This window comes from Bacillus sp. HY001, from assembly GCF_007558965.1.
In the GTDB taxonomy this organism is placed as follows: domain Bacteria; phylum Bacillota; class Bacilli; order Bacillales; family Bacillaceae_G; genus Bacillus_A; species Bacillus_A mobilis.
This window is the reverse complement of record NZ_VLTE01000030.1, coordinates 34,689-48,476: the sequence shown is the minus strand read 5'-3', so window position 1 is coordinate 48,476 and position 13,788 is coordinate 34,689. Positions and strand designations below refer to the sequence as shown.

The 13,788-nt window shown below is 35.8% G+C and carries 17 protein-coding genes; 11 read left to right on the top strand and 6 right to left on the bottom strand.

The window, feature by feature from the left end; translation table 11 throughout:
* Window positions 1-2,814, top strand: a complete 2,814-nt coding sequence (locus FOT98_RS15150; RefSeq protein ID WP_063261996.1) for a YhgE/Pip domain-containing protein — start codon at window positions 1-3, stop codon at window positions 2,812-2,814.
* Between the two features lie 28 nt (window positions 2,815-2,842).
* Here FOT98_RS15150 and FOT98_RS15145 read toward each other — a convergent pair whose 3' ends face one another.
* The gene (locus tag FOT98_RS15145) at window positions 2,843-3,562 is read right to left on the bottom strand and encodes a hypothetical protein (protein WP_063261995.1); all 720 of its coding nucleotides are present in this window, start codon (window positions 3,560-3,562) and stop codon (window positions 2,843-2,845) included.
* A 152-nt stretch (window positions 3,563-3,714) separates the two neighbouring features.
* Entirely contained in the window at window positions 3,715-4,161 is a 447-nt protein-coding gene (locus FOT98_RS15140; RefSeq protein ID WP_063261994.1) for a PH domain-containing protein, read from the bottom strand.
* A 106-nt stretch (window positions 4,162-4,267) separates the two neighbouring features.
* Here FOT98_RS15140 and FOT98_RS15135 point away from each other — a divergent pair, with 106 nt between their 5' ends.
* Both FOT98_RS15135 and FOT98_RS15130 read left to right on the top strand, forming a co-directional pair.
* The gene (locus FOT98_RS15135) at window positions 4,268-4,483 is read left to right on the top strand and encodes a hypothetical protein (protein WP_063261993.1); all 216 of its coding nucleotides are present in this window, start codon (window positions 4,268-4,270) and stop codon (window positions 4,481-4,483) included.
* Between the two features lie 36 nt (window positions 4,484-4,519).
* Window positions 4,520-4,825, top strand: coding sequence for a DUF2087 domain-containing protein (locus tag FOT98_RS15130; protein WP_063261992.1), 306 nt, complete (start codon window positions 4,520-4,522; stop codon window positions 4,823-4,825).
* Between the two features lie 28 nt (window positions 4,826-4,853).
* Here the strand turns inward: FOT98_RS15130 and FOT98_RS15125 are convergent, their stop codons facing one another.
* On the bottom strand, window positions 4,854-5,216 hold the full coding sequence (locus FOT98_RS15125) for a PH domain-containing protein (RefSeq protein WP_144291085.1): 363 nt from the start codon (window positions 5,214-5,216) through the stop codon (window positions 4,854-4,856).
* Window positions 5,217-5,339: 123 nt separating this feature from the next.
* Between FOT98_RS15125 and FOT98_RS15120 the strand changes: the two genes are divergently transcribed.
* On the top strand, window positions 5,340-5,849 hold the full coding sequence (locus tag FOT98_RS15120) for a GNAT family N-acetyltransferase (protein ID WP_063261990.1): 510 nt from the start codon (window positions 5,340-5,342) through the stop codon (window positions 5,847-5,849).
* Window positions 5,850-5,967: 118 nt separating this feature from the next.
* Here the strand turns inward: FOT98_RS15120 and FOT98_RS15115 are convergent, their stop codons facing one another.
* Window positions 5,968-6,468 (bottom strand): DinB family protein, encoded by a 501-nt coding sequence (locus FOT98_RS15115; protein ID WP_063261989.1) that lies wholly within the window; start codon window positions 6,466-6,468, stop codon window positions 5,968-5,970.
* Between the two features lie 92 nt (window positions 6,469-6,560).
* A complete protein-coding gene (locus FOT98_RS15110) occupies window positions 6,561-7,502 on the bottom strand; it encodes a helix-turn-helix transcriptional regulator (protein ID WP_144291084.1) in 942 nt (313 codons plus the stop codon).
* A 197-nt stretch (window positions 7,503-7,699) separates the two neighbouring features.
* Between FOT98_RS15110 and FOT98_RS15105 the strand changes: the two genes are divergently transcribed.
* Window positions 7,700-8,716, top strand: coding sequence for a LacI family DNA-binding transcriptional regulator (locus FOT98_RS15105; protein WP_000103724.1), 1,017 nt, complete (start codon window positions 7,700-7,702; stop codon window positions 8,714-8,716).
* Window positions 8,717-8,755: 39 nt separating this feature from the next.
* On the opposite strand, the gene yhfH is transcribed toward FOT98_RS15105, so the two are convergent.
* The gene (gene yhfH, locus FOT98_RS15100; RefSeq protein WP_000567010.1) at window positions 8,756-8,884 is read right to left on the bottom strand and encodes a protein YhfH; all 129 of its coding nucleotides are present in this window, start codon (window positions 8,882-8,884) and stop codon (window positions 8,756-8,758) included.
* Window positions 8,885-9,064: 180 nt separating this feature from the next.
* Here yhfH and FOT98_RS15095 point away from each other — a divergent pair, with 180 nt between their 5' ends.
* The 6 genes from FOT98_RS15095 to FOT98_RS15065 all read left to right on the top strand — a co-directional run bounded on the left by FOT98_RS15095 (window position 9,065) and on the right by FOT98_RS15065 (window position 13,726).
* Window positions 9,065-9,799, top strand: a complete 735-nt coding sequence (locus FOT98_RS15095) for an MBL fold metallo-hydrolase (RefSeq protein ID WP_063261988.1) — start codon at window positions 9,065-9,067, stop codon at window positions 9,797-9,799.
* Between the two features lie 9 nt (window positions 9,800-9,808).
* A complete protein-coding gene (gene lplA / locus FOT98_RS15090) occupies window positions 9,809-10,798 on the top strand; it encodes a lipoate--protein ligase (RefSeq protein WP_063261987.1) in 990 nt (329 codons plus the stop codon).
* Window positions 10,799-11,050: 252 nt separating this feature from the next.
* Window positions 11,051-11,479, top strand: a complete 429-nt coding sequence (locus tag FOT98_RS15080; RefSeq protein WP_063261986.1) for a hypothetical protein — start codon at window positions 11,051-11,053, stop codon at window positions 11,477-11,479.
* A gap of 161 nt (window positions 11,480-11,640) precedes the next feature.
* Window positions 11,641-13,173 carry a fatty acid--CoA ligase family protein gene (locus FOT98_RS15075; RefSeq protein ID WP_063261985.1) on the top strand — a complete coding sequence of 511 codons (1,533 nt, stop codon included), beginning with the start codon at window positions 11,641-11,643 and terminating at the stop codon, window positions 13,171-13,173.
* A 112-nt stretch (window positions 13,174-13,285) separates the two neighbouring features.
* On the top strand, window positions 13,286-13,537 hold the full coding sequence (locus FOT98_RS15070; protein WP_000435468.1) for a hypothetical protein: 252 nt from the start codon (window positions 13,286-13,288) through the stop codon (window positions 13,535-13,537).
* 6 nt (window positions 13,538-13,543) lie between these two features.
* A complete protein-coding gene (locus tag FOT98_RS15065) occupies window positions 13,544-13,726 on the top strand; it encodes a hypothetical protein (RefSeq protein ID WP_063261984.1) in 183 nt (60 codons plus the stop codon).
* The last annotated feature ends 62 nt before the right edge of the window (window positions 13,727-13,788 follow it).

The window sequence follows — 13,788 nt, the reverse complement described above, 5'->3', positions numbered from 1 at the left end:
ATGAAATGGAATCAGTTACTTCGTAAAGAGTTTACTGAAATTATAAAAAGTAAAAAAATATTAATTCCAATTATCGCAGTTTTATTCGTACCAATTTTATATGCAGGTATGTTTTTATGGGCCTTTTGGGATCCGTATAAACAGTTAGATGATTTGCCAGTGGCGGTAGTCAATTTAGATAAAGGTGCAGTATTTGATGGGAAACCAATTGAGGTCGGAAAAGGACTCGTTGATAATTTAAAAGACAATACAAGTTTCAAATGGGAATTTGTAAGTGAAAAAGAAGCGAAAAAAGGAATGGAAGGTAGAAAGTATTACATGTTAGTACGCATTCCAGATGACTTCTCAAGTAATGCTACAACGTTATTAAAAGATGATCCAAAACCATTAAACTTAGAATACATTCCAAATGAAAGTTTAAACTTCTTATCTTCACAAATTGGCGGAACAGCGATTGAAAAAATTAAAGGTGAAGTATCAAGTACGTTAACGAAAACATATGCAGAGAAAATGTTTGATTCCATTCAAGACGTCTCAAAAGGATTAGCAGATGGGGCGGAAGGAGCAAACAAACTACACGACGGATCAAGTGAGCTACATGATGGTTCAAGTAAAGTGACGGATGGCCTTCATACACTTCAAGGGAAGTCTGGAGAGATGAAGGATGGAGTTGGGAAATTAGCAGATGGATCTAATAAATTAGTAGATGGATCAGGCAATGTAACAAACGGTTTAAATACGCTAAATAGCAAAACAGGTGAAATGCAGATAGGTATTGGGAAATTAGTAGACGGCTCCGGAAAAGTAACGAACGGTTTAAATACGTTAAATAGTAAAACAAGTGAAATGCAAACAGGTATCGGAAAATTAGTAGATGGCTCCGGAAAAGTAACGAACGGTTTAAATACGTTAAATAGCAAAACGGGTGAAATGCAAAAAGGAATTGGTGAATTACATGATGGATCTGAGAAAGTGACCGGTGGTTTGAACAAATTAGTAAGTAAATCCGGTGAATTAAAAACAGGAACAACGGATCTATCAAATGGTATGGAACAACTGGTTGGGGGGCAAAGACAATTAGAGGAAGCCTCTCAAAAAATTGAAAAAGGTTTGCAAGATTTAAATAGTAAAGTGAAAAGTTCTGCTGCAGCTTTAGAGGAAATGCAGTCAAAAGGCCCTTCTATATTGAATACAGTAAATGAGAAAATAGATGGAGCTGGGGCGAATGTAAATCAGTTAAATGAACTTACGCAATCAACAGCAGGAGATGCAAAAAATGCAGCGCAAGATGTAGCGAATTTACAAAAGCAAATTGAAAGTTTACCAAAAGAGTATCAAGAGCAGTTACAACCATTCATAACAAATGCTGTAAAAAATACAGCGACAGTTCAGCAAAAAGCTGCTGGAGTAGCGGGTGGAACAAATAAATTAAATGAAGAAGTAAAACAATTAAAAGGTGAAATAAATCAAAAAACAGGTGATGGGCAAAGCAAACTACCGAATCCAGCGGAATTAAAATCTTTAACTGTTGGTATTGATCAATTATCCAGTGCACAAAAAGGGTTTGTTGAAAAGTTTCAAGGGTTTGGTGCAAAGTTAAATACTGCTAAAGAAGGCGCAAATAAATTTAAAAACGAATCCGGTCAATTAATTGATGCGATAAATCAATTAGCAGATGGTTCGGGTAAAGTAACAAGCGGCTTAGACACATTATCTGCAGGAGCAAATCAAATGGCAGGTGGTGTAAATCAATTAGCAAATGGATCAAGCCAAGTAACAGGCGGTTTAGGAACATTATCTGCAGGAGCAAACCAAATGGCAGGTGGAGTAAATCAATTAGCAGAAGGTTCAAGCCAAGTAACAGGTGGTTTAGGATCATTATCTGTAGGAGCAAACCAAATGGCAGGTGGAGTAAATCAATTAGCAGATGGATCTAATCAAGTAACAACTGGCTTGGGTACTCTAAATGGTGGCCTAAATAAAATGTCAACCGGCTCAACCCAGCTAATCGACGGCGTAAATAAACTAGCAGACGGCTCCGGAAAAGTAACGGACGGCCTCGTAAAAGTAAATGATGGTTCCGGTGAACTTGCTGAGAAACTTGGCGAAGGAGCAGAGAAAACTGGTGAAGTGAAAGGGACGGATAAAACGTATGATATGTTTGCAAGTCCTGTAAAAGTGAAGACGGAGAAAATGGCGGAAGTTCCTAACTACGGAACTGGATTTACACCGTACTTTTTATCACTCGGTTTATTTGTTGGGGCATTACTATTATCTATTGTTTATCCATTACGTGATACAGTTGGCGTTCCGAAATCAGGATTTAGTTGGTTTATTAGTAAGTTCGGCGTACTACTATCAGTCGGTATTATTCAAGCGATTGTAGCAGATATTATATTACTATTCGGCTTAGGTGTAGAAGTACAAAGTATTCCGTATTTCATACTCTTTAGCATCGTTACAAGTTTAGCATTTATCGCATTAATTCAATGTTTAGTAACGGCATTTGGTGATGCAGGGCGTTTCATCGCCATCATCACATTAATTATTCAGCTTACAACAAGTGCTGGAACATTCCCACTAGAATTGATTCCGAAGCTTTTACAACCATTCAATGCTTGGTTACCGATGACATACTCTGTATCAGGATTGAAAGCAGTCGTATCAAGCGGAGACTTTAATTTCATGTGGCAAAACGTAGGGGTGCTCATGATTTTCATTGTTGTATTATCACTTGGAACAATTGCATCCTTAACTTGGATGCACAAACGACAATTTAGAAATATTGCGGAAAATCAATCGATTGAAGCGTAGAAAAAAGCACCTTTTCGGTGCTTTTTTATTAGTTTTGTTTTATTGGTTGAGAAAGTTCATTTGTTTTTCTGTTTTTACGGAACAAGTATATAACAATACTTATAAGAATAATTGTAGCTACAATCCACACAAATGGACCATATTTTTCAGCAAAAGTATATAGTTTCATATTACTAGCAATGTCCTCTTTTGTTTTTCCTATTAGAATTTCAGAACCACTATACCCTTCAAGGGTATCCCCCTTTTTTATGCCAAAAATAAGAGTGTCTGATTTGTTTTCTATTCCCGTATATCGGTATCCTTTACTTTTAATTGTTAATTGAGTATCGTCCTTTTTTAGTGAGTAATCTTCGATGGAAATATCTTTTCCTGACAGTGTAATTGGTTCCATCGAAAAACGGATTTCTTTTAATGCAGGAAGAACCTCATTGTTTAGTAAGAGCTGCTTTGCAATATGTTGCTCTGTATCAATGTTTATCCAATTTGCTTTTCGTCGTTTATACGTATTAATTTCAAGGAGTGCGAATTCTTTATTTTGAAGTTTTTCCTCTGTAATAGGTTGCGCAGTAGTTAATGCTCCTTTTAATAAAATCACACCGTCTTTTGCAGATTGAAATGAAGTGACTTCTTTCGTTTCTTTTAATGTATTGATAGCACTTCTATAATCTTCTTTTCCTAAAAGAACAGCTCCTGTATGTACGGTTAAAATAAGATATAGAATGCTTACTACTATAATAGCTTTTTTCACTATGTATCCTCCAAAGTATGTATAATTTAATTATAACATAATTTACCATTTTTAGTTTATTTGAAATACATTCTATAAAGATATTATTATATCGAGAAAGACCATACACCAAATATGCAACATTGCATATTTGGTGTATGGTCTTTTGAATATTACTCATCGTTGTTATTACTTCCAAAGGAGCATCTTTTCTTTAGTTCGCTTACAAATCTTTCGGGATCTTTCGGTGAGATTTTTACACTTCCCAAAACCTCCGATGTGTAAAAAATCTCATAACAATCTTTCGAAGAGAGAATACGATACCCAACTAAAATGTTATCTGTTTTTGAGATTTTCGTTATATGACCGTACGGAATCTTACTTCGAAATGGGCCACCTTTTATGAATAAGTAATCTTCATAGAATGTATATGTAATTGAAAAGGAGCACCATAATAGGAAACCAGAAGATAGAAAGAAAATAGATAGTAGAATGTATGCATCTGTTGTAGTAGCCTCATCATCAAATATGAGAGGAAGTATTGTTACAGCGCCAGTGGTGAAAATAGCGAAACTGATGATAGATAAGAAGAATGTATCCATTTTAGAGTGAAATGTCATTTGTAACCCTCCATCTCCTTAATTTTACCATATTTCATATGTAGGGCTAAATAAAAGGACAGGAATTGCAACCATTTGAACAGAAGTATAGTACATAGGAGTTGATATGATGAAAGGAAATCTTACTTTTTATTTTATCTTAAATCCGCTAATCATCTTTCTTGTTTACGCCCTTTCACCTATCTTGTTTCATAAAGAAAAATATATAAATATGAAAGATGCACTAGGAATACTTTTAGTTTACTATGTGCTAATTAGCGGATATTACTTTATGGATGTTGTAAGTGAAAGAATGAAGAAGAATGGTAAGGACAAACAATAAAGTTGTATTACATAAAAACCGATGGGGGATAACAACATGACCGAAAATGAAATCAAATTCAGAGATACGACGATTCGTAACTTTTTCGATAAAGAGGACCGCTTAAAATCGATTCCAGGCCAAAAGAAGAAAAAACTAGTATTGTTGGAGCATTTAATTAGCAAATTAAACGCTGAAAATCAATATACGGAAAAAGAAATGAATACATTCATAAAGCAATATCACGATGATTTTTGTACAATTAGACGCGAGTTTATTGTACACGGGTTTATGGAGCGAGAGGATAATATGTACCATATAAACGGGAGAGAAGTTTGGACGAAGTGGGAGGAGTTAACATAATGAATCAGCGGGGGAGATCCCCCACTGATTATGAGTCTGTGTTAGTGTTGCAGTTTCTTTGTAGTAAGTCTATGAACTCTTCAACATTTGAACTTGTAATATATCCAAGCGTTATATATTCATCTTCATAGTAAAATATTATTTTTTTATCAAAGATTCTTCTCTTCGTTTCTATAGATTCAATTTTTTCATACTTAAATTCGGCAATGAATGTATTTTTAGATTGTCCATGAAAGAGAAGCCTTCTATTAGTAGCCAGTAGCATGCCAGGATACGGAACATTATGTGTCATAATATAGCCAGTAAGTGAACAATTTAAAGTTGATAAAATCTTTTCTTCTTTATGTAATAGTTGTTTTGTAGCTGTTAAGATTGGATTCATTGTGTACATTCCTTTTATATAGACTTAAAAATATTGTATCAAAAGTGAAAAGGTTCTCAATATGTAATATTGCATATTGAGTATTTTATAGTTTAAATATTACTTTTTAGGAAAAAGGTAAGAGGTGATTCAGTGATACGATTAGCAAAAGAGATTGATGCAGAATCAATTATAGATATCAGAAAAGAAATTATATTATCGGAAACTACTACAAAGTTTTTTATAGTATCTCCAAATCAATTACCAAATGATATTGATGCAGAAAAAGAAAAGATACGGAAAGGCAATAAAAAAGGGAATCTTTATATCGTTTATGAAGTAGATAGTAAGGTCGTTGGCTTTTTAATTTTCAACCGCTACGAACTAGAACGTCTACGACATGCAGGTACAATGGGAATGGGGATTAGAGAGGCGTACTGTAATCAAGGCATTGGTACGAAACTAATTGAATTTCTTATTAGCTGGGCTAAAGGACAGGAAGGTTTAGAGAAAATCTGCTTAGGCGTAGTTTCTATTAATGATAGGGCGATTAAGGTATATAAACGTATGGGATTTATAGAAGAAGGAAGACAAATAAAGCAAATTAAATATGAAGATGGATCTTATGGAGATGACGTATTGATGGGGCTTTATATTGAATAAAATAAGGGAGTTTTCTATTGATAGCCAGTGAGACTTTATGAGTTATCCTATAGACGTTGCATATTTTATTGAAAAGACTGCCAATATTGGCAGTCTCTTTTTAGTGGAAGGTTTACACTTAGCAAACCTTAAGTTCCAATCGCTCTTTCTGACGAAGATGATGTGCGAAATGCATAGAAATAAGCTGGAACCATTCTGCTGCATGTAAGTAACCAAGCCCAGGATGTTCGACTTTACAATCACTAGGGATAGAAGAAAGTGTTGGCTCAATGTTTTTAACAATTGTAATTAATTCTAGAAGCTGTTTCTGTACGTCTTCTTTATTAGCTGGATTTTCAGGCGTATATCCAGGATGATCTGGTAATTTGATTTTTATGTCTGGGAAAGATCCCATCATATATACCTTTTCTCCCATATCTGTTTTCTTGTTAGTTACAGAAGGCAATTCAGTTGTGCATTTTGAGATTGCATCTAACTGCATGCGTGTAGCTGAAATTAAGTGATTATACATTTGACCGAGAGACCATACCTCATGAGAAGGCTTCATCCTAAATTGTTCTATAGAGTACTTTTCTAATTCCTCTATGTAGTACGTTGCTAACTCTTCAAATTTCTTCATATCACTAACTCCTTTTTATGAAAATGTATTTGTTACTCCCTACTATAAAGAAGTAATGCTGACAACATTATGTCAGTAGTGAAATGCAACAATTAAAGTTTTAACATTTTCTTTGCTTCATCATGAATTTTCTCAGATAGAACGTTTGGTTCAAGTACTTGCACTTGGCTTCCCCAGCTTAATACCCATTGAAATACTTCGTCTATGTTTCTCGATTTCAAAAAGACGTGAAAACCATTGTCTCTATGCTCGTATGAATCTATGAAGAAGTATCGTGATTCAATAATTTTATGTGCAATATGGGCTGGGAATAATAAATGAATCATCACAGTACGGTTGCTTTCAGGCTGATATTCTTGCAAAGAAAAGTCTTCGGGTTTTGTAAAGAATTCTTGTACTTGCTGTAATTCCTCCATTCGATCTAAGCGAAAATTACGTATTTGTTCTCGAAGTACACAATGAGCAACGATGTACCAAATTCCTGAAATATTGACTAAACCGTAAGGATGAACGGTCCGTTTTATTTTTGTAGTTTCTCTTGGTTTACGATAAGAAAAAGAGATAGCCTGTTCTTTTTGGATAGATTCTTGCAACAGGATAAGTTGTTTTTCAAGTTTTTCTTGTTCAGATTGTTTGTGTGAAAATATAGGAGAAAGGAAACGGAAAGTCCCTCGTAACTCTCGGGCTTTCTTTTGTTGATCAGTAGGGAGGACGACCTCAAGTTTCTCTTTTGCTGATTTTGCGTGGACAGAGAAAGAAGAAGTGAAAGTTTTCTCGATATAATCACCGCCTAATAAAAGAGTAACAGCCTCTTCAGACGTAAGCTGAATGGGTGGTAAGAAATAACCATCCATTAATGAATAACCTTGGCCAGGCATGGCGAAAAGTGGGACGCCAGATTCACTAAGTGCATCCATATCTCTATAAATCGTTCTTATACTTGTCTCAAATTTTTCAGCTAAGCTTTGTGCTGTAACAGTTTGTCTTCTTTGTAATTCAATTAATATAGCTAATAAACGATCCGTCCGATTCATGAAATATCCCCCTGTATCTTTTATAAATATGCCTACTGTAAACTTCTAAAAGCAGTATAAACTCTCCTCCCATTAACAGACTTTTCCCTATGTATAATATTAATATAGTAAAATCATAACAACCCATATTGCAGTTTCCAATAATATACTATATAATCAATTTAAGAAAACGTTTTCATGCAAAGGGGGAGAATTTCGTGTCGACTATAGAGGACGTGGCGAAATTAGCGGGGTTATCAAGGACAACGGTTTCTAGGGTGATTAATAATCATCCATATGTTTCAGATGAGAAGAAAAAAAGGGTTCAATTAGCAATGAAGCATTTAGGCTTCGTTCCTAATTCTGCGGCGAGAAGGCTTCGTAAACAAAAGACGGAAACAATTGCGGTGCTAGTTCCAAGGATTACAAATCCTTTCTTCAGTAGATTTATCGAAGCAATCGAGATTGCTGCTTCTGAACATAAATATAAACTGATTATTTGTCAAACAAGATATTTACCGGAAAAAGAGATGGAGTATTTACAATTATTATCTACGAAACAAGTAGATGGGATTATTCTATGTTCACTAGAAAATCCGTGGGAAGATGTAGAGCCATACTTACAGCACGGTCCAATCGTGTTATGTAATGAATATATTGAGGAAGCAAATGTTCCAACAGTGAAGTTTGATCATGCACAAGGAGCATACATAGCTGCTAAGCATGTGTTAGAACAAGGATATCGTAATCTTATTTTTTGCCGTGGAAACGAAACCAAAGTGGTTAGCCAACAGCGAAAAATGGGCTTTTTACGTGCCATAACAGAGAAGAGCCGCCAAGTAGAAGCGATCGATTTTCTTGAAAACGCTTTCTCTTGGGACGATGGAAAGAGAATATTCCATGAAGTATTAAAAGACAAAAAAAATCCTACCGCGATTTTGGCAGGAGGCGACGAGGTTGCAGCTGGAATTATTTCAGAGGCAAAACGCCATGACTGGAGCATTCCAGATGATCTCGCTGTTATCGGTTTTGATAATCAAATATTATCACAGATTACAGAGCCAGGTATTACGACAATTGAACAGCCAATCGATGAGATGGCCCGAAAAGTTGTCGACCTGATGATGGATAAAATCCATACGAAAAATTATCGACAAAAAGAATTGTATGAGTTTGAACTGGAGCTCTTGGTGAAAGGTTCAACGATGAAGAAAGATACGATGTTATTAGCCTAGTAGACTATGTCTGCTAGGTTTTTTTATGTTCATAAACTACTATTCTTCGTGAACGCAGTCATCACATTTGTTATGGTACGCTTCGTGCTGTTCATCAATTTCTTTCCCGCAGTGCGCACAAGTTTTCGTCGGTAAATTTCTGAAAAACTCCATTGGTTGATCGATCATGTCAATCCCTCCATTTCCATTTCTTACTATCATTGTATTAGTACAAAAAACAAAAGTCAACAACTGTTTTATAACAAAATTGAAAATTAATGAAAAAGTTTAGGAAATGGATTATAGTTAACAATGTAGGATGTAAGTGAAACATGCATTTCTACTCGGTTTTAGAAAGGATGGATACATATGAAAATGACTGTTGTCGGCTTTTGGGGCGGCTTTCCAGAAGCGGGAGAAGCAACGTCGGGGTATTTGTTTGAACACGATGGTTTTCGTTTACTTGTAGACTGTGGTAGTGGTGTACTAGCACAGATTCAAAAATATATAACACCATCTGATATAGATGCAGTTGTACTTTCGCATTATCATCACGATCATGTTGCAGACATTGGGGTATTGCAATATGCGAGATTAATTATGAGCGGGGCGAAGGGGCAACTACCGGAATTACCAATATACGGTCATACGTTTGACGAGAATGGATTCCATTCTTTAACGCATGAACCACATACGAAAGGAATCGCGTACAACCCAGAAGAAACACTTCAAGTTGGACCGTTCTCGATTTCATTCTTAAAAACTGTTCATCCTGTTACATGCTTTGCGATGCGTATTACAGCTGGTAGTGACGCTGTAGTATATAGCGCAGATTCCAGTTATATTCCTGAATTTATTCCATTCACAAAAGATGCTGATCTTTTCATTTGTGAGTGTAATATGTATGCACATCAAGAAGCGGCAAAAGCAGGGCATATGAATAGTACAGAAGTAGCAAGTATTGCGAAAGATGCAAATGTAAAAGAACTTTTATTAACGCACTTACCGCATACAGGCAACACATCTGATTTAGTAGCAGAAGCAAAACAAATTTTCAGTGGCCATATTACGCTAGCGCATAGTGGCTACGTATGGAACTCATGAGGTGATACGATGTTATTTATTGATAATAAAGGAATTACAGATCCTAGAATAAACTTAGCAATTGAAGAATATTGTGTGAAGAATTTAGATATTAACGAAACATATTTACTGTTCTACATTAACGAACCTTCTATTATCATTGGTAAAAACCAAAACACAGTAGAAGAAATTAATGCAGATTACGTAAAAGAACAAGGTATTCATGTCGTTCGTCGTCTATCAGGCGGAGGCGCAGTATATCATGATTTAGGAAACTTAAACTTCAGCTTTATTACGAAAGATGATGGAGACAGTTTCAGCAACTTTAAAAAATTCACAGAGCCTGTAACGAAAGCGCTTGGTAAATTAGGCGTAAATGCAGAACTAAGTGGTCGTAACGACATTTTAGCTGAAGGTAGAAAAATTTCAGGTAACGCGCAGTTCTCAACGAAAGGTCGTATGTTCAGTCACGGTACGTTACTATTTGACTCTGAAATCGATCACGTCGTATCAGCATTAAAAGTAAAAATGGATAAGATCCAATCAAAAGGAATCAAATCAATCCGTAGCCGCGTTGCGAACATTACAGAGTTCTTAAACGAAAAAATGACGACAGAAGAGTTTAGACAACTTCTTCTAGAAACAATTTTCGAAGGGGAAACAGAAATTCCAACGTACGAATTAACAGAAAATGATTGGAAAGAAATCCATAAACTATCTGAAGAGCGCTACCAAAATTGGGATTGGAACTACGGAAAATCTCCGAAGTTCAACTTACAACATTCACACCGCTTCCCAGTTGGACAAGTTGATGTTCGTCTTGAAGTGAAAAAAGGAACAGTAACAGAATGTAAAATTTACGGTGACTTCTTCGGTTCACTAGATGTACATGACATTGAAGAGCGTCTAACAGGTGTACAATTTGATAAAGATGCATTCACTGCAGCTTTAGAAGGCGTAGATATCGTACGCTATTTCGGTAATATTACAACAGAAGATTTCTTACATTTATTCTTCTAAAAATGAGGGAGGCTACCGTAATGGGCAGCCTCTTTTTTTACTTAGATTGTCACGTTTTGTCGGTAAGTCGATATATTTTAAAAATCGCTGATATAAGTTGAGTTACGGTCGATATATTTGGAAAATCGCTGATATATTTCGAGTTGCGGTTGATATATTCGAAAAATCGTCGATATCATTTCATTCACCATAAAATCACAGTACATTTGCCCCTCGTAAAGGAATATATATATTCAAAGGAGGCGGTTCGAAATGAAAAGAGTAATGTACGTTGTATTACTGCTTAGCTTCGTCATCGGAATGACAGCTTGTAACGATGAAACTTCCTCAAGTCGGACACTTTTATCTATTGGAAAGCCAGCGAAAGATCATGTTATATATTTTACGCATACAGATAACAAACGAAAGATAGATGATATACAAACTATGTTTCAAAATAAGAAATGGAAAAGAAATGAAACGTTTAGTACAGTGAATAAAACGCCAGATCTTGTCTTGTCGATAGATGAGGACAATAACGGATTACCGACATTATATGTTACATTGTTTTTTCATGAAGATGGAGCGGACGTTCTTAACTTGTACGGGGAGTATACGAGCTTAAATAAAGAAGAACTTGCAATGCTGAGAGAAAAGATGAATGCATATTATCCTGAAATGATTTTAGCACTCGTTTCATAGTGTGCTAATAAATAGAATTCCCTTATCCTTCCAAAGAGAGTCAACAGGAGGTGATCGTTGTATATGCAGTTAATGGAATATCACTTGCCACTTTAATTTTCTTTTAATATAATTAATTTAGAATTTTTAAATATTCTAAATTTTATAAAGGTGGGGTTTGTGTGAATCTCGTTCAATCTTTGGCTGAAACGGCGAAAAAGAAGGGGGATAAACCGGCTTATATATTTATGGATCAGTCGGTCTCGTATGACCAATTAAACAAAATGGTCACAAGGTTTTCTAGCAATTTAGCAGCAATGGGCATTGGAAAAGGGGACAATGTCGCATTAGTTGTTGGAAACTCACCACATTTTTTGGTCGGTTTATACGGAACAATGAAAGCTGGAGCAACAGTTATTCCAGTTAATCCAATTTATACAGCAGACGAAATGCATTACATTTTACAAAATGGAGATGTAAAAACAATCATCGTACTCGACGTCCTTCTACCTGTTATACAATCTCTTACAACAAGACTTCCTTCACTTGAAAACATCATCATATGCGAAACCTCATCAGATTTTAATCATACAGAAACCGAAAAAATGAAAACGTTTACGACGATGATAGGGGCTGGAGATTTAACTTACGAAGGCCCAGAGTTAGATGAAGAAGATGTAGCGGTTATTCTGTACACTTCAGGCACGACTGGAAAACCGAAAGGCGCTATGTTAACACATAAAAATTTATATAGTAATGCGAACGATGTGGCGTCGTATTTACAATTTACTGCTGCTGATCGCGTCGTTGCGGCACTGCCAATGTTCCATGTATTTTGCTTAACAGTGGCGGTCAATGCACCGATTGTGAACGGAGCGACTATTTTAATGTTACCGAAATTTAGCCCGAAAGAAGTATTCCGTATTTGTCGTACGTATGAGCCAACGATTTTTGCTGGTGTACCGACGATGTACAATTATTTATATTTATTCGAAGAAGCAAGCGCAGAAGATGTGAAGACGCTTCGCCTTTGTATTTCAGGTGGTGCATCCATGCCTGTTGCTCTTCTGCAAAACTTTGAAAAACGTTTTGACGTTATCGTTTCAGAAGGATACGGTTTATCAGAAGCATCACCAGTTACTTGTTTTAACCCGCTAGATCGTCCGCGTAAACCAGGGTCAATCGGTACAAATATTTGGCATGTAGAAAATAAAATTGTGAACGAACTTGGGGAAGAAGTACCTGTTGGTGCAGTCGGTGAATTAATTGTTCGCGGACCTAACGTTATGAAAGGCTACTATAACGCACCAGAAGATACAGCAGCGACATTGAAAGACGGCTGGTTATATACAGGAGACTTAGCGAAAAGGGATGAAGAAGGTTACTTCTATATCGTTGATCGCAAAAAGGATATCGTCTTAGTTGGTGGTTACAACGTATATCCTCGTGAAGTAGAAGAAGTATTATACACACACGAATCTGTAGCAGAAGTTGTCGTAATTGGCGTTCCTGATGAAAACTTAGGAGAAGCAGTACGAGCTTACGTCGTTCTGAAACAAGCTCAAGTAACAGAAGAAGAACTGATGCATTATTGCACGTTACATTTAGCAAAATATAAAGTGCCAATGAGTATCGAATTTTTAACAGAATTGCCGAAGAATACGACGGGTAAATTGTTAAGAAGAGCGTTAAAAGAGAAAGCGATGCAAGTATAAAAATAGGGGCAACCATCTTGATGAAGATGGTTGCCTTTGTATTTTTTAGAATTGATTAAGCTATAACCCCATATATTTAAACCGTAATATGACTAATAAGGAGGAGATATACGTGGAGCAAAAGGAATTACGTTTGCGGAGAGTTCAATATCTTATTTGTGACATTATGGATGAAATGAACGCGGAAAGTGAGAAGAAAAACTTAGAAATTTTGCAGCAAGTCATTGATCATCTTTCAGGTGCGATAGGTGATTTAGTTGATCCATCAAGCTCGTATTCTATTGATTATTTAGAACGGAAAGTTCATACGGCACATTATTTACTATTTAAAAATGAACGAAAGGCATATTTGTGTAGGAAATGATATTTTTTGTTCTTTATTGATAATCATTATCAATTAGGTGGTTATGTTGCGTATATTCATATAAAAGTAGCTGATACATACGATGTTATTTTTAAAACTTATAAAGAGCAAACAAATGAAAATATGGAACTACCAAAAGAATGCACTGACTTAAACAAACATTTGGCTGGGCTCCAGATAAGGCGGTAAGCTGTGAGGAAGCAGCACGACGGTTAAGTTAAAGAAATAAATGAAATAGAGTGAGATAAAAA

Bases quoted from the DNA above. Each gene is read 5' to 3' on its own strand.
- FOT98_RS15130 (WP_063261992.1), top strand. From the start codon at position 4,520: ATGACCGAAAATGAAATCAAATTCAGAGATACGACGATTCGTAACTTT.
- lplA (WP_063261987.1), top strand. From the start codon at position 9,809: ATGTTATTTATTGATAATAAAGGAATTACAGATCCTAGAATAAACTTA.
- FOT98_RS15140 (WP_063261994.1), bottom strand. From the start codon at position 4,161: ATGACATTTCACTCTAAAATGGATACATTCTTCTTATCTATCATCAGT.
- FOT98_RS15110 (WP_144291084.1), bottom strand. From the start codon at position 7,502: ATGAATCGGACGGATCGTTTATTAGCTATATTAATTGAATTACAAAGA.
- FOT98_RS15115 (WP_063261989.1), bottom strand. From the start codon at position 6,468: ATGAAGAAATTTGAAGAGTTAGCAACGTACTACATAGAGGAATTAGAA.
- yhfH (WP_000567010.1), bottom strand. From the start codon at position 8,884: ATGATCGATCAACCAATGGAGTTTTTCAGAAATTTACCGACGAAAACT.
- FOT98_RS15135 (WP_063261993.1), top strand. From the start codon at position 4,268: ATGATGAAAGGAAATCTTACTTTTTATTTTATCTTAAATCCGCTAATC.
- FOT98_RS15125 (WP_144291085.1), bottom strand. From the start codon at position 5,216: ATGTACACAATGAATCCAATCTTAACAGCTACAAAACAACTATTACAT.
- FOT98_RS15095 (WP_063261988.1), top strand. From the start codon at position 9,065: ATGAAAATGACTGTTGTCGGCTTTTGGGGCGGCTTTCCAGAAGCGGGA.
- FOT98_RS15080 (WP_063261986.1), top strand. From the start codon at position 11,051: ATGAAAAGAGTAATGTACGTTGTATTACTGCTTAGCTTCGTCATCGGA.
- FOT98_RS15150 (WP_063261996.1), top strand. From the start codon at position 1: ATGAAATGGAATCAGTTACTTCGTAAAGAGTTTACTGAAATTATAAAA.